The organism is Vicingus serpentipes (assembly GCF_007993035.1).
Classification (GTDB): domain Bacteria; phylum Bacteroidota; class Bacteroidia; order Flavobacteriales_E; family Vicingaceae; genus Vicingus; species Vicingus serpentipes.
The window spans coordinates 303,239-320,286 of the sequence record NZ_VOOS01000004.1; the positions used below are offsets into that span (position 1 = coordinate 303,239).

A 17,048-nucleotide genomic window follows, 5' to 3' on the forward strand; every position below is an offset into this window, starting at 1 on the left:
ATGAATTTTCTTGAGCAAACAGCACAACATTTAATTACAACTTATGGGAAAGAGATAAGTGATGTTTGTATTGTTTTACCTAACAAAAGAGCAGGTTTATTTTTAAAACAACATTTAAGCAAGTTAATTGATAAACCGATTTGGTTGCCTCCAATTATTGGCGCTGAAGATTTAATTGAGCAACTTGCCGATAAAGAAATAATAGACAATTTAACTCAACTTTTTGAACTCTATGAAGTTTATTTAAAAACGGTAAAAGAGCCTGAAAGTTTTGAAGAATTTAGCAAGTGGGGTCAAATGCTGTTGCACGATTTTAACGAAATAGATCGTTATTTAATTCCTGCAGATAAATTATACGAATACATAAACGAAGCACGAGCAATTGAGGTTTGGAATTTAGGTGAAGAAATCACCGATTTTCAATCGCAATATTTAAAGTTCTGGAAACAAATGGGAGGTTTATATAAAGCCTATAAAGAGCATTTACTTGAATCAAACAAAGCTTATCAAGGAGCAGCTTTTAGAATTGTTGCCGAACAAATAGAATTAAATCCGCTGCAATTTATTAACTCAAAAATTAAATGGAGTAAAATAATATTTGCTGGGTTTAATGCTTTAACAGCAGCAGAAGAGACATTAATTACCGCTTTAATAAAAGAAGGAAAAGCTGAAATTTTATGGGATGCTGACCAATATTACTTAGAAGATAAGTATCAAGAAAGTGGTTTGTTTTTAAGAAAGTTTAAAGAAAAGGCAGTTTTTAGTCCGTTTAATTGGGTAAGTAACAAATTTAAAACAGAGCAAAAAAACATCAATATTTTAGGAATACCTCAAAATATAGGGCAGGCTAAATACTTAACAAACATTTTTGCTGAGCTTAAAAAAAACAACAACTTTGAAGATACTGCAGTAGTTTTAGCTGACGAAAACTTATTGATTCCTGTATTACAATCTTTACCTGAAAGTGTTGATACGATTAACGTAACAATGGGTTATCCATTAAAAAATACACCATTAAATAACTTTTTTGAAATCTATTTTACTACAGTATTAAATGCGGAGCGTTTTGGGAAAAAAGAACAGTTAACTTATCATTACAACGATATTTTAAAATTGGTGCAATTACCTTTTAGTCAAGTAGTGTTTGGTGAGGAAAACTGTACTAAAATAAAACAACAGATTATAAAAAATAATTGGGTGTTTATCAATAAAGATAAGCTCGATTTTATTAATGAGTTGTTGCCGATAAAACTTTCTACGACCTATTCAATTAATGAGCTTTTAGCGAACTGTTTGCAGTTTGTAGAAAAAGGAAAAGCACATTATATCAACACCCAAAAAGAAACGAATAACAAATTGGAATTAGAATATTTGTTTTTGTTTTCAAAGCTGTTTAATCAACTCATAGAATTAAACCAGAAATACCCGTTTTTAACAGAAATAAAAAGCTTTTACAGTGTTTACCATCAATTACTTAGTTCACTTTCTATTGAGCTTTATGGAGAGCCTTTAAAAGGCTTACAGGTAATGGGAATGTTAGAAACCAGAAACATTGATTTTAAAAATGTAATTCTATTATCGACCAACGAAGGAATGTTGCCATCTGGTAAATCGTTTAATTCATTTATACCTTTCGATATTAAAAATGAGTATCATTTACCCACTCACGTTGAAAAAGATGCCATTTATGCGTATCATTTTTACCGATTAGTGCAAAATGCAGAGAATATGTACATTATGTACAACACTGAACCGGGAAGTTTTACCACTGGAGAGCAAAGTCGATTTGTAACACAAATAGAAAACGAGTTGAGCGATTTTGAAAACATCAACATCACTAAAAAGATAATAACTTACCCAACATTAAAAAATTCAACAGAAAAAATAAGTGTTGAAAAATCACCTAAAATTTTAGCTAAAATCGAGGAGTTGTTTGAGCGAGGAGTTTCGCCAACAGCGTTAAACACTTACATTAATTGTCCCCTCGATTTTTATTACAAATATGTAATTGGCGTTAGAGAAGCTGATGATGTGGAAGAAACAATAGATCATTCTTCTTTTGGAACTTACATACACGAGGTATTGGAAATTTTATACCAACCTTTTGCCGATCAAAAAACCAACTTAACCGTTGAAGACGTAAAGTTGGTACTTAAAAAAGCACCTGAAGTGGCGTTACAAGTTTTCTCAGAGAACATGACTGAAAGGGAACTGAAATCGGGTAAAAATTTATTGACTTTTAGTGTGGCTCAAAACTACATTAACACCTTTTTAAAGAATGAGATTAATTTTATTAAAAAGAGCAAAGATGACCTGTACATTAAGTTGTTGGAGCAATCGTTAGAAGGAAGTTTGCAATTAAATGGTAATACCATAAAACTAAAAGGAACTGCCGATAGGGTAGATACGTTTGGAAATACTTTACGAATAATTGACTATAAAACAGGGTTGGTAAACGTGGCGGATTTAAAAATTAAATCGGTTGAAGAGTTAAAAGTTGGAAAGAAAAGTAAAGCATTTCAAATATTGATGTATGCTTATTTGTATGCCCAACAAAATGAATTAAGCAATACACAACTACATTCTGGTATTATTTCGTTTAGGGCATTAAGTAAAGGTTTTATGCCTTTCGAATTAAATAAGATTAAGGAAATAGATACTGAAATTTTAATTGATTTTGAAGCCTTTTTAAAAGAATTGTTTGCAGAAATAATTAATCCTGAAATACCGTTTGCACACCAGCCAACTGCTCAATATTGTGAGTTTTGTGAATGATTTAATTCAACCTACCAGCAACCACACAAGGCTTTTTGTATTTTTTTACATCGCCATTTATGTTTACAATTTCAGCATAAACAATATAAATTCCGATAGCAGCTTTTTCGTTGTTTTCATCAATACCATCCCAACTAAAAGTACCTTGTGTGCCTAAATATTCATTCAATACCAAGTTTTTAATTAATCGCCCTTTTGAATCGTAAATAATTACATTGGCAACGTTTCCGGGTTCAGCAAATTGGTAAGAAATGTTTAACACATCATCATAACCATCATTGTCTGGCGAAAATGTTTCTGGGCTTAAAGTAATTTCATCACCAATTTCTGCAATTAAGTATTGTGAGTTTTCGTAGCCAGGTGTTGCAAAACCAACAGCTTCTGCTGCCGAATGCCAATTGCTTTCATCATTACTTGGGCGGTTATAATCGATACGTTCTAACGAAACACCATCGGTACTGTTTAGCAACGCAAAATGCATGTCTTCGTTGTAATTTACATTGTCAATAACCTCATCATTGTTGTTGATTAAATAAACCGAACCTTCATCATTGCTATAAGTTGGTAAACTGGCCATTTGTAAAAACGCGTCTTCTTTTGCATTAAAATACTCTTGTTTAATGTTGTTTACATCAACCGAAAGCATCACAAATTGTTGAGGTTTTAATAAATAAGGCAGTTCCGAAATGATTTTATAATTATCTATACTGTCATTATCGAGGTTAGCTAATTTCCAATTTTCAAGACTAATGTATTTGTTTGAGTTGTTGTATAGTTCAACAAAATCACTTCCGCCATCGCGAGGGTTAAATAATATTTCATTAATCACAATATCATTGATTCCTCCTTGTTCTGGTAAAGCAAAATCAGCACTATTATTTGTACTAATGGTATTGCCGACACAATCGAAAGCACCATTAACGGTAACAGTATAAATGGTTTGGTTTTGCAACTTGTTGCTCAAGTTTAACAGTATGTTTTTGTTGTCTAAAATGGTAATCGTTGCAATATTAATTCCGTTGTTAATGGTAACCGAGCCTAATTGTATAGCTTCATTAAATGTTACCAAAACAGTAGAATCATTCATAGCATTTGCATTGACTACTTCTGGCAATAAATTGTCTGGATTGCTTGCAAAAATTGAGTTTTGAATTCCTGGAGTTCCACCAAACCATTTGGTAGATGCCGACCAGTTATCTGCTTCTCCACACGGATTGTTGTAATCAATCATTTCTATACTCCAACCACCATCTTTTTTGTCATCATCATTGTACCACGAATCAAAATAATGAACGGTATGAATCAAATTACTATCCACATCCCAAAGGGTTATAACTTCATCCGTATTATTTAATGAAGGCAAACTACCAACAGTTATAACTTTTCCATAAGGAGTAAATTGGCCCTCGTTATTATCGTCACAAAGAATAAGGTATTCTCCCGGTAAAATTTTACCCGATTGTATTTGATTTGCTGTGCTTAAATCAGAAATCCAGCAATTGGTTAAATCAATAATTTTAGAAGTGTTGTTGTAAAGCTCCAAATATTCTTGCTCTGGTAGTCCAATTGTTGGTGAAGGGTCTGGAAATAATTCTGTAATGATAATTTCGTATGGCAAGGGCGCTTTTCCAATACCAAAATCAATAGAATTTAGAGAAATTAAGTTGCCTGAACAATCGGTAGCATTGTTTATTGTTAAAGTATAAACCAAAGATGAATCTAATGGAGCATCTAAGTTTAACATTACACTTTGTAAATTAGTATTAATAGTTACAGTTGTTGTATTTATTCCTCCAGTTAACCCATAAGAAGCTGTTGCTAATGAAAGACTATCCATTGTTTCATTAAAAAATACTTCCAATTGAGTAGCAGATATTACTTTAACAGTTGAAATAGTTGGTGCTTGAACATCAGGAGAACTGTCAAAAACGGAGTTTTGAGTTCCCGGAGTTCCACCGTCTGTATTTGCAGAAGCTGACCAATTGCCACTTCCAGAGGCACAAGGGTTAGTTGGATTAATTAATTCTAAGGTGTAACCTCCATCATCTTTGCTTGGGTCGTTGTACCAAGAAATGTCGTAGCTCACAACATCAACAACAACTCCGTTATTATCAGTTAAAGTTAAACTATCGCCTCCGTTTGTTAAAGCAGTGAAAGAAGAAATTCCAATAACATTTCCATAAGGAGAGTATAGTGCTGTATCTGTTGTAGAACAAAGAATAACGTAGTTGTTCGGCATCAATACAAAATTAGGTAGTGATTTAGCTGTAGTTGAATTTATAAAATTCCAATTACCTAAATTGTAGGTGTTTGCTGAGGTGTTATAAAGCTCAACAAATTCAGCGTTTGGCAATCCAATTTGTGGACTTGGATCAGCAAAAATTTCGTTGATGATGACATCGCCATAAGTTACAGGAATTATTACCACATAAGTAAAAGGGTTTACTGAGGATGTAATTACATTTCCACTATTATCTTCTAAATTAATAGTTGTTAAGTTGTTCGTTAATCCGTTTGTAAAAGCAGTGGAAAATGTTAAATGAACAATACTTGAATCAGTTAGGTCTCGCATTGCAGTAGAAGGATTACCCAAGCCATTATCAGCGGAATAATTAGTTAGAGATTGAGCGGTGTTGATTTCTACTACTTCGTTAAAATAAACGTTCAAATTATTAGCATCAACCACTACAACAGAATCTATGCTTGGAGGAGTTAAATCTGCTCCAATAGTTCCACAATAAAAATTATCGAAAAAGTGATTGTTGATTGGGCTTGCTGCCGAAGATTGTTCAATTAAAACTCCAAAAAAGGAGGAGCTGTTTACCGAATTATCAAACACAGAACCAGCATTGGTAAATGAGCCTAAAATACCATCATCGTAAAGTAAAGCCCAGTTATTAGATAAATCACGAGTTACTTTAATTTGAAAAGGATTGTTAGATGTACTGTTTACATCACCATCATTTCCATCAATTAAAATATTTGCTGTTCCACTCACTAAACTATAAAGTTTAATATCGTCTTGAGTACTACCAATTCTAACAAAGTAACCGTTTTGAGCAGTTGTTAAATCGGCAACATCAGCCATTAAAAATACATCTACATAATTTGCTCCAGATGTTCCAAATTTTAAGTTAAGATCGAATATCCACTCGGCATTTGAGCTTAATGTTGAAGGTGTGCTTAAATAATAAGTTGCTGCACCAGAACTTTGAGAGTTTAACTCCCCAGTTGTGATGGTAAATAATGCATCATTACCACTCCAAGTAGGGCTATTGGTAAAATCTCCATCAGAAAAATCATCAGAAAATTGGGCAAAAGCAAAAGAGCTCAACATTAAAAAAACAGCATTAAGTAGCGCGTATTTTATATTTCCCAACTTGTTAATCATCTCTGTAATATTAAAAAAGTAGTTAAAAATACAAATTAAAGATTTGTTTTGGGCGAGCAAAAGTAATCGCAGTTAAAATTTAATATACTTTTGTTAGAAATTTAAAACCATTTTAAAATGAAAATTGCCGTTGTAGGAGCTACCGGAATGGTAGGTAACGTAATGCTAAAAGTGTTAGCAGAAAGAAACTTTGTGATTAATGAATTAATTCCTGTTGCTTCAGAGAAGTCGGTAGGAAAAGAAATTGAGTACAAGGGCAAGAAGTATAAGGTGGTTTCGTTGCAAGATGCAGTAAATATGGCTCCAAACATTGCTATATTTTCTGCAGGAGGTGACACTTCTTTAGAATGGGCTCCAAAATTTGCAGCTGTTGGCACAACCGTAATTGATAATTCTTCAGCTTGGAGAATGAACCCAAACAATAAGTTGGTGGTACCAGAAATTAATGCTTCAGTTTTAACCGCTGAAGATAAAATTATTGCGAATCCCAACTGTTCAACCATACAAATGGTGTTGGTAATGAATCCATTGCATAAAAAATATAAAATTAAAAGAGTAGTGGTTTCTACTTACCAATCGATTACCGGAACAGGAGTTAAAGCTGTTGAGCAATTAGAAAACGAAAGAAATAACAAAGCTGGAGAAATGGCATACCATTACCCAATTGATAAAAACTGTATTCCGCAATGTGATGTTTTTACAGATAATGGATACACAAAAGAGGAGTTAAAATTAATGAATGAACCTAAAAAAATTATGGGTGACGATAGCATTAAACTTTCTGCAACTGCGGTAAGAGTTCCTGTTGTTGGAGGACATTCAGAATCTATCAACATAGAGTTTGAAAACGACTTTGATTTAGCTGAGGTCCGTAAAATTTTACATGAAACGGAAGGAATTACTTTGCAAGATAATCCGGACACCAACACTTATCCAATGCCATTGTATGCAGAAGGTAAAGATGATGTTTTTGTGGGAAGAATTAGAAGAGATGAATCGCAACTAAATACCATAAACATGTGGATAGTAACCGATAACTTGCGTAAAGGTGCTGCCACGAATGCTGTACAAATTGCGGAGTATTTGGTGGAAAAAGGACTGCTTAAACAAAACGTAGAAAGCTAAGAATAAGCTAATAATTTATTGAAGCCGAGCCTAAAAAGTTCGGCTTCTTTCGTTAAGTTTGTTTCACTTCAAAAAAATAAAAATGAGTAAATATAAAACACTACAAGAGCTAATTGCTATCGATTCTCCATCGGGTTATACTGATAACGCAAGTAAATATATTTTTGATTTATTAACGAGTTATGGGTATTCTCCAGAATATACTAATAAAGGAGCTGTAAAATGTGCTTTGGGAGCAAATCCAAAAGTGGCTATTGCTGGGCATGTTGACACTTTGGGAGCTATTGTTTCTGGAATTAAAGCTGACGGAACGCTTTCTTTTTCATTGTTAGGAGGACTTTCATTAACTGGAGCAGAAGGAGAATATGTTAAAATTATTACACATGAAGGAAAAACTTATACCGGAACTATTTTAATTAATAACCCATCGGTACACGCGAATAACGAAAAAGAAAAAACGCAACGAAGCATAAAAAGCATGCACATTAGAGTGGATGAAGAAGTTTATACCAAAGAAGATGTAGAAAAATTAGGAATTGGAGTTGGCGATATTATTTGTGTAGATGTAAAATATCAGGAATTAGCTAGTGGATTTATCAAATCTCGATTTTTAGATAATAAAGCAGGTTGTTATGTGTTGTTTGAATTGGCTAGAAGATTAAAAGAACAAGGTAAAGAAGCACCTGTAGAAATTTTCTTTAGCAATTATGAAGAAGTTGGGCATGGTGGAACAGTTGGTTATTCTGATAGTATTGAAGAATTGTTAGTAATTGACATGGGTGTGTTGGGGGATGATTGTGAAGGAAACGAAGTAAGTTGTTCTATTTGTGCTAAAGATAGTTCAGGACCTTACGATTACAATTTTAGAAAACGATTAGTTGATTTGGCTCAAAAAAATAACATTCCATACAAAGTAGATGTTTATCCTTTTTATGGCTCAGATGGCTCAGCGGCTTTACGTGCTGGTAACGATTTTAGAGTTGGGTTAATTGGAATGGGGGTTGCTGCCTCACACGGAACAGAACGTACACACATTAAAGGTATTGAAGCAACCATTGATTTATGTTTGGCTTATATCAATGAAATGTAGTATTTTAATGATTTGAAAAAACTGTTTCCCATACTCCTAATTGTCATCCTGAGTTTATCGAAGGATAGACAATGTGTTGCTCAAAATTTTAGTCCAGAAGAGCAACACCAAATAGATAGTTTAAATGCAATTATCAATAACCCAAATAGTCATGATACCTCTATAGCCGGTGCTTATGTTGGATTAAGTGAAATCTTGTATATATCAAATATTGACACTTTAAATGTCTTATGTAACAAATCAAAAAAAATAGCAGAATCAGGACTAAAAAAGAGTGATTTACACCCACAGATTGTTCAATCGTATAAAAAATCTTTAGCTAGATCAGTTACAAACATCGCTTACACATATGTTTTAAGTGGAGAAATTGAAAGAGCATTAGAAAATTATAAGTTATGTTTAATTCTTTCTCGGGAAATTAGTGACTATGAATTAATAGCATATTCATTAAACAATATTGGCTATCTATACAATCACCAAGGGGATATTTCTAATGCTCTTCAATATTATTCGGAAAGCCTTAAAATTCAGGAAGAAATTGGTGATGACAGAGGAATTGCTATATCTTTAAACAACATTGCCGCTATTTACGATGACCAAGATGATAATAAAAAAGCTATTGAATATTACAATAGGAGTTACCTTAAATATAAAACTCTTAAGGATAAGCGAGGGATGGCTGAATCATTAAATAATATTGCATATAATTATAGCAAACAATCAAATTATGATTTAGCCTTAGATTACAACAAACAAAGCTTATTGTTAAAAGAAGAAATTGGAGATACCCGAGGTATTGCGGGTTCTTTAATTAATATAGGTGTAATTTATGACAATCAAAACAAATTGGATGAAGCCATAGACTATTATGAAAGAAGCCTTCATCTATTTGAAAAGATAAATGATAAAAGTAGTATTGCAAAGGCTTTAGGGAACTTGGGAAAGTCATATTTAAATAAAGGGGAGGTTAATAAGGCATTTAAATTTGCTAACAAAGGCTTATCTATTTCTCAAGAGGTCGGATTTCCTGATAATATAAAAAATATTAGCAAAGTCTTAGAAGAAATCCATTCAAAAAAAGGAGCATACAAGGAGGCTTTAGAAATGTACAAGTTACACATCCAGATGCGAGATAGTTTGAATAACGAAGAAACCCAAAAAGCAGCCGCCAAGCAACAAGCCCAATACGAGTACGAAAAACAAAAAGCTGTTGATGATGCGGAACATGAGAAACAAATAGCCATAGAGCAAGAAGCTAAAGAAAAACAACAAATAATTACCTATGCTACAGCTGGCGGCTTAGGATTGGTAGCTATCTTTTTAGTTTTTGTGTTTAACCGCTTACAAGTAACTAAAAAGCAAAAAGTAGTAATTGAAGGGCAAAAACAAGAAGTGGAACAGCAAAAAGAAGTAGTGGAATTAGCTCACCATGAATTAGAAGAAAAGAACCAAGAAATAATGGATTCGATTACTTATGCTAAACGAATTCAAAATGCAATTTTACCACCACTTAAACTGGTAAAAGAATATTTACAAGAAAGTTTTATTTTATACAAACCCAAAGACATTGTTGCAGGAGATTTTTATTGGTTAGAACACAAAGAAGATATAATACTATTTGCAGCAGCCGATTGTACCGGACATGGCGTACCAGGAGCAATGGTAAGTGTGGTCTGTAACAATGGGTTAAACAGAAGTGTACGTGAATATGGATTAACCGATCCGGGAGAAATATTAAACAAAACACGAGAGATAGTTATTGCAGAATTTGAGAAAAGCGAAGAAGAAGTAAAAGATGGGATGGATATCGCCTTATGTAGTTTAGAAGGAAACATATTAAAATATGCTGGAGCTAATAATCCACTATGGATAATCAGAGATGGAGAAATAATAGAAACAAAAGCTGACAAACAACCCATAGGGAAGTTTGATGAGTTATTGCCTTATAAAACCCATACTTTTGAACTACAAAAAGGAGATAGTATTTACATATTCTCTGATGGATATGTTGACCAATTTGGAGGAGAAAAAGGGAAGAAGTTTAAGGCGAAAGCCTTTAGAGAGCTACTTTTATCTATTCAAGAAACACCAATGGAAGAACAAAAAACGAAAATTGACAATGCATTTGAAAATTGGAGAGGTAACCTAGAACAAATAGATGATGTTTGTGTAATTGGAGTTAGAATATGAAAAAGTTAATTTACATAGTACCTTTTATCCTTTGTGAACTTTTCATTGTAAATTCTAACGCTCAAAACTATGCTGATAATCAGTTTTTAGACTCATTAAAAAATGAACTAACCAATCCAAATATTGAAGACTCTATGCAAATAATTTTATTGCATCAAATAGGTGAGAACACACCGATATTTAGGGTAAGTTATTGGGATAGTCTATTGCAAATAAATAATCATATTATTCAGAATTTTAAAAACAAACAACATCCAAAGATTTATTCCGATTATAAAGCAAGAGCAATTAATAACATAGGTTATATATATGAAAATGAAGGAGCTATAGATAAAGCTGTTAAAAATTATTTATTGAGTTTGAAAATTCAAAATAAGATTGGTGATAAGGAAGGGGAAGCTCAATCATATAATAATTTAGGCTTTGTAGAATATAATCGTGGAAATATTGAAGGAGCTTTAAAATATTATCATAAAAGTATAAAGATTAGAGAATCGATTAACGATGCAACAGGAATGGCTCAATCTTATAATAACATTGGATTACTGTATAAAAATCAAAATGAAATAGAATTAGCTTTAGAATATTACACAAAAAGCCTTAAAAAATATGAATTGATAGATAGTAAATATGGACAGGCTTTGGTGTTAATCAATATTGGAATGATTAAAGAACGAGCCAATGATTTAGATGGAGCATTACAGTATTATAATCATAGTTTAAAATTAAGAGAAGAAATTGGAGATAAAGCAGGAACAGCAATAGCCTTTAATAATATAGGGGGGATTTATAAACTTAAAGGAGATTTCCCTAAGGCATTATCCTATTATCAAAATAGTTTAGAAATTAGAAAAGCCATCAATAATAAGCCAGGCATGGCCACTTCTTATGATAATATTGGTGGCATTTATCTAAAATTAAATGATGTAAAAGCAGCAAAAGAGAATGGTCTAAATTCTTTGAATATATCCAAAGAAATTGGTTTCCCAACGAATATTTTATATGCTGCAATTTTAATGTGTCAGGTTTATGAGAAAGAATTAAACTATAAATCAGCCTTAGATATGTACAAATTACACATTCAGATGCGCGACAGTTTGAATAACGAAGAAACCCAAAAATCAGCAGCCAAGCAACAAGCCCAATACGAGTACGAAAAACAAAAAGCCGTTGATGATGCAGAACATGAAAAGCAAATAGCGATAGAGCAAGAAGCTAAAGAAAAACAACAAGTGATTACTTATGCTACTGGTGGTGGTTTAATGTTAGTAGGTATCTTTTTAGTGTTTGTGTTTAACCGTTTGCAAGTAACACGTAAGCAAAAGAATATAATTGAAATACAAAAGCAAGAGGTTGAAACACAAAAAGAGGTAGTAGAGTTAGCTCATTCAGAATTGGAAGAAAAGAATCAAGAAATAATGGATAGTATTAACTATGCCAAACGCATCCAAAATGCCATTTTACCGCCACTAAAAGTCGTTAAGGAATATTTACAAGAAAGTTTTATTTTATACAAACCCAAAGATATTGTTGCAGGAGATTTTTACTGGTTAGAACACAAAGAAGATAAAATACTATTTGCAGCAGCAGATTGTACCGGACATGGTGTACCTGGAGCCATGGTAAGTGTGGTGTGTAATAATGGTTTAAATAGGAGTATTAGAGAATATGGATTAACCGAACCGGGAGAAATATTGAATAAAACACGAGAAATAGTAATTGCAGAGTTTGAGAAAAGCGAAGAAGAAGTAAAAGATGGGATGGACATTGCTTTATGTAGTTTAGAGGGAAATACATTAAAATATGCAGGAGCTAATAATCCGCTATGGATAATTAGAGATGGAGAAATAATAGAAACAAAAGCAGACAAACAACCCATAGGGAAATTTGATGAGTTATTGCCTTATAAAACCCATACTTTTGAACTACAAAAAGGAGATAGTATTTATATTTTTAGTGATGGATATGTAGATCAATTTGGTGGAGAAAAAGGGAAGAAGTTTAAGGCTAAAGCCTTTCGAGAGCTACTTTTATCTAGTCAAGACAGTCCAATGGAAGAGCAAAGAACGATAATAGATAATGCATTCGAAAATTGGAGAGGTAACCTAGAACAAATAGATGATGTTTGTGTAATTGGGGTAAGAATATGAGGAAGTTAGTTTACATATTATTTTATTTATTACCACTATTTAACGTGGCTCAAAATCTTTCAAAAGAAGATTTAATAATAATTGATTCTATTAAGGTTGAATTAAACTCAACTAACAATGATTCGGTAAAAGTATTGCTATATGGCGATTGGGATAATATAGTTTATTATAATAATCCTATTCAAGGAATTGAATTGAATCAAAAAATAAAAAGTATTTGTGAACAAAATCTTAATAATTCAAATTTATCAAAAGGGCAAAAAATATTTTTTCAAGAAAGCCTCGCAAATTCTCATAATAATTTAGGACTATACTATTCTGACCAAGGAAAAATTGAAGAAGCAGTTGAACAGCATTTTACTGGATTAAAAATTTCAGAATTAATAAACGATTCACTAGGAAAAGCAAATGCTTATAATAATATTGGAAATCTATATGCTGATTTAGAAAACTATGATGAGGCTTTAAGTTTTTATGACAAAAGTTTCAAGATAAAAAAAATGCTAGATGATAAAAAAGGGATGTCTTCATACTACACAAATGTTGGTAATATTTTTTCCTCATTAGGACAAGATGATAAAGCACTTGATTATTATAAAACAGGATTATCTATAGATATTGAAATAGAAGATAGGATGGGAGAATCAGTAACATTGCATAATATAGGAGGTATTTATGCATCGCAGAATAAGACTCAATTTGCTAAAGAAAAATTTCTTCTAAGTTTGAAAATTGCTGAAGATCTTGATATTATTGAAAGGCAATCATTGACTTTAAACAGCTTGGCATTACTTGAACTTAAGTTGAAAAATTACTCTGCCGCATATAATTATGCAGCTCAATCATATAAACTTGCTAAAGAGATAGGATTAATTTATGAGCTTATGGATGCTGCTGATATTTTGTATGAAGTTTATTTTTTTAATAAAGAATACAAAAAAGCAATTGAAAAACTGGAGGAATATATTTTACTTAATGACAGTCTAACAAAAACAGAAAATCAATCTTCCATTATTAAAGAAAATTTTAGGCATGAGTACGAAAAGCAAAAAGCCATTGATGATAAAGAGCATGAGAAACAAATTGTTATTGAGCAAGAAGCAAAAAAACAACAACAAGTTATTACCTATGCTACTGCAGCAGGTTTAGGTTTAGTGGCAATCTTTTTAATCTTTGTATTTAATAGATTACAAGTCACTAAAAAACAAAAACTAATAATAGAAAAGCAAAAAAAATCAGTTGAATTAGCTAACCATCAATTAGAAGAAAAGAATCAAGAAATACTAGACAGTATTAATTACGCCAAACGAATACAAAACGCTATACTTCCACCAAATAAAGTTGTAAAAGAATTCCTTCCAAATAGTTTTATATTATACAAGCCAAAAGACATTGTCGCAGGAGATTTTTACTGGATGGAGTCGTTAGTGCCGACTGGCAATAAAAAAGATACCGCTATACTTTTTGCAGCAGCAGATTGTACAGGACATGGTGTGCCAGGAGCAATGGTAAGTGTTGTTTGTAACAATGGTTTAAACAGAAGTGTGCGAGAATATGGATTAACTGATCCTGGAGAGATATTAAACAAAACACGAGAGATAGTTATTGCAGAGTTTGAGAAAAGCGAAGAAGAAGTAAAAGATGGAATGGATATAGCCTTATGTTCACTAAAAGGAAACACTTTACACTATGCAGGAGCAAATAATCCCTTATGGATAGTTAGAGAGGGAGAGTTATTAGAAACAAAAGCAAACAAACAGCCTATAGGACAATTTGATAATCCAGAACCATACAAAACACATACAATAGAATTACAAAAAGGAGATAGTATTTACATATTCTCAGATGGATATGTTGACCAATTTGGAGGAGAAAAAGGGAAGAAATTTAAGGCTAAAGCCTTTCGAGAGCTACTTTTGTCTATTCAAGAAACACCAATGGAAGAGCAAAGAACGATAATAGATAATGCATTCGAAAATTGGAGAGGTAACCTAGAACAAATAGATGATGTTTGTGTAATTGGAGTTAGAATTTGAAATATTTAATTTACATATTACTTTTTTTACTGCCTTTGGTTGGGTTTTCTCAAAACTTTGCTGATAAAGAATATTATCTTGTTGATTCGTTGGTTTTAGAAGAGTTTTCGGAAAAAGAAATAGCAATTATAGATAGCTGCCTCAATTTATTTCACTCTTCTAATATTGATACTATAAAGGTTAATGCAATAAGTTTTATGGTTGAATCTAGTTCAAACTTTAATTTATGGCCAAAATATAATAGATGGCTTTATCAATATGTTGATTCATTATTGAATAAAGAATTAAGTAAGAAAACCCAAATAAAATTATTAAACATAAAAGCAGGTACAATAAATAATATAGGGTTTGTTTATGGAGAACAAGGTGATGTTGAAAAACAACTTTTTTATTATAAAAAAGCGATGTCTATTTTTAAAGAAAATAATGATTTAAAGGGTGTAGCCGGAGCCCTCAATAATATTGGCTATGTTGTAGAACGTCAGGGAAACTCAGAAGAAGGTCTAAAGTATTATTTTGAGAGTTTAAAAATTGAAAAAGCACTAAACAACAAAGCTGAGGTTGCAAAAAGACTTAATAATATTGCTGCAGTATATCAAAACCAAGGGATATTAGAGAAAGCATTAGAATATTATTATAAGAGTATTAAAATTAAAGAAGAATTAGCTGATACTGATGGCTTAGGGTATAGTTATAATAATTTAGGATACATTTATCTAGATCAAAAAGATTCAGCTCAAGCATTTATTTCACTTATAAAAGGATTAAAAAACTTTAAAGCCTCTTCAAGTACTTTTGGAATCGCAATGGCCTATAATAGTATTGGTTATGCTTATGACAAATTTAAAAACTATTCTAAGGCTCATCTATACTATCAAAAGAGTCTTAAAATTTATGAAGAACTAAATAATAAACTGGGATATGCCATTGCCTATAATAATATTGGAGGCCTTTATAAAAAAGAAAGTAGTTACGATTTAGCTCTTAAGAATTACCTAATTGCACTTGAATTACTTGAAGAAGTAGGTAACAAGAAATATCTTTCTAAAGCATTACACAGTATCGGAGAATTGTATTTTCTGAAAGGAGATTTTAAAAAAGCAACAGATTATGGAGAGAAAAACAGAAAATTAGCTGAAGAAATTGGGTTTCCTTCAAACATTAAAGATGCATCAATCTTACTAAGCCAACTTTATGAAAAACAAGGAGACGGGATGAAAGCATTAGCTTATTATAAAAAGTATTCTTTAATGAAGGATAGTTTATATAATGATGAAACACAAAAAGTTACAATACAGCAACAATCTAAGTTTGAGTATCAAAAGAAAAAAGAATTGGATGATGCAAATAATGAGAAAAGGATTGCGGTTGAAAAAGAAAAACAAAAAAGGCAATACATAGTATTAATAATAATTATAGTAGCATCAAGTTTGGTTTTTATATTAATGCTAATTATTTATAGAAGACTTAGAATAACTAAAAAGCAAAAAATAATTATTGAAGAACAGCGAGATATCGTTGAAGAAGCTCATAAGGAAATTCGAGATTCTATTAATTATGCAGAACGCATCCAGCGAAGCTTTTTAGCAACAGAGGAGTTGTTAAACAAAAATTTGGTCGATTACTTTGTGTTTTTTAAGCCTAAAGATGTGGTAAGTGGAGATTTTTACTGGGCAGGATTATTGGCAAATAACCAATTTGCAATAGTCAATGCAGATAGTACTGGCCATGGAGTTCCGGGAGCTATTATGAGTATTTTAAATATTTCTTCAGTAGAAAAAGCAGTAGAAAAAGGAATTACCAATCCCGCAGAAATATTTAACGACACCAGAAAAACGATTATTGAAAGATTAAAAAAAGATGGAAGTGAAGAAGGAGGAAAAGACGGGATGGATGCCAGTATTATCTCTTTCGATTTTGATAACAATAAGTTTAACTATACTGCTGCACAAAATCCTATTTGGATAGTGCGTAATGGAGAATTGCTAGAAATTAAGCCCGAAAAAATGCCAATAGGTAAGCACGATAACGATACCGCTCCATTTGTTGGTGGAGAATTTGAAACTCAAAAAGGAGATGTTATTTACACGTTAACTGATGGTTTTCAAGATCAGTTTGGCGGAGAAAAAGGAAAGAAATTTAAAGTAAAACCTTTTAAAAGTTTACTAATCTCAATAGCTTACTTACCAATGGAAGAACAAAAAGAAATACTAAACAATAAGTTTGCCGCTTGGAAAGGGAAAGAAGAACAAGTGGATGATGTTTGTGTAATTGGAGTTAAAATAAACTAG

Annotated in this window: 8 protein-coding genes; 7 read left to right on the top strand and 1 reads right to left on the bottom strand. The window is 32.0% G+C overall.

What is annotated here, in order from left to right; all coding sequences use genetic code 11:
* Positions 1-2,775, top strand: a complete 2,775-nt coding sequence (locus tag FRY74_RS10100) for a PD-(D/E)XK nuclease family protein (RefSeq protein ID WP_147101092.1) — start codon at positions 1-3, stop codon at positions 2,773-2,775.
* Between the two features lies 1 nt (position 2,776).
* Here FRY74_RS10100 and FRY74_RS10105 read toward each other — a convergent pair whose 3' ends face one another.
* The gene (locus FRY74_RS10105; RefSeq protein ID WP_147101093.1) at positions 2,777-6,166 is read right to left on the bottom strand and encodes a lamin tail domain-containing protein; all 3,390 of its coding nucleotides are present in this window, start codon (positions 6,164-6,166) and stop codon (positions 2,777-2,779) included.
* A gap of 117 nt (positions 6,167-6,283) precedes the next feature.
* On the opposite strand from FRY74_RS10105, the gene FRY74_RS10110 reads away from it, so the two are divergent.
* The 6 genes from FRY74_RS10110 to FRY74_RS10135 all read left to right on the top strand — a co-directional run bounded on the left by FRY74_RS10110 (position 6,284) and on the right by FRY74_RS10135 (position 17,048).
* Entirely contained in the window at positions 6,284-7,291 is a 1,008-nt protein-coding gene (locus tag FRY74_RS10110) for an aspartate-semialdehyde dehydrogenase (protein WP_147101095.1), read from the top strand.
* An 82-nt stretch (positions 7,292-7,373) separates the two neighbouring features.
* Entirely contained in the window at positions 7,374-8,381 is a 1,008-nt protein-coding gene (locus tag FRY74_RS10115) for a M42 family metallopeptidase (RefSeq protein WP_147101096.1), read from the top strand.
* A 12-nt stretch (positions 8,382-8,393) separates the two neighbouring features.
* Positions 8,394-10,571, top strand: a complete 2,178-nt coding sequence (locus FRY74_RS10120) for a tetratricopeptide repeat protein (protein WP_147101098.1) — start codon at positions 8,394-8,396, stop codon at positions 10,569-10,571.
* Positions 10,568-12,721, top strand: a complete 2,154-nt coding sequence (locus FRY74_RS10125) for a tetratricopeptide repeat protein (RefSeq protein ID WP_147101100.1) — start codon at positions 10,568-10,570, stop codon at positions 12,719-12,721. The genes FRY74_RS10120 and FRY74_RS10125 overlap by 4 nt, the downstream gene beginning before the upstream one ends.
* On the top strand, positions 12,718-14,757 hold the full coding sequence (locus tag FRY74_RS10130) for a tetratricopeptide repeat protein (RefSeq protein ID WP_147101102.1): 2,040 nt from the start codon (positions 12,718-12,720) through the stop codon (positions 14,755-14,757). The genes FRY74_RS10125 and FRY74_RS10130 overlap by 4 nt, the downstream gene beginning before the upstream one ends.
* Positions 14,754-17,048 (top strand): tetratricopeptide repeat protein, encoded by a 2,295-nt coding sequence (locus FRY74_RS10135; RefSeq protein WP_147101104.1) that lies wholly within the window; start codon positions 14,754-14,756, stop codon positions 17,046-17,048. Before FRY74_RS10130 ends, FRY74_RS10135 begins: the two co-directional genes overlap by 4 nt.

Coding starts and splice junctions, on each gene's coding strand:
- FRY74_RS10110 (WP_147101095.1), top strand. CDS start 6,284: ATGAAAATTGCCGTTGTAGGAGCTACCGGAATGGTAGGTAACGTAATG.
- FRY74_RS10130 (WP_147101102.1), top strand. CDS start 12,718: ATGAGGAAGTTAGTTTACATATTATTTTATTTATTACCACTATTTAAC.
- FRY74_RS10100 (WP_147101092.1), top strand. CDS start 1: ATGAATTTTCTTGAGCAAACAGCACAACATTTAATTACAACTTATGGG.
- FRY74_RS10115 (WP_147101096.1), top strand. CDS start 7,374: ATGAGTAAATATAAAACACTACAAGAGCTAATTGCTATCGATTCTCCA.
- FRY74_RS10125 (WP_147101100.1), top strand. CDS start 10,568: ATGAAAAAGTTAATTTACATAGTACCTTTTATCCTTTGTGAACTTTTC.
- FRY74_RS10105 (WP_147101093.1), bottom strand. CDS start 6,166: ATGATTAACAAGTTGGGAAATATAAAATACGCGCTACTTAATGCTGTT.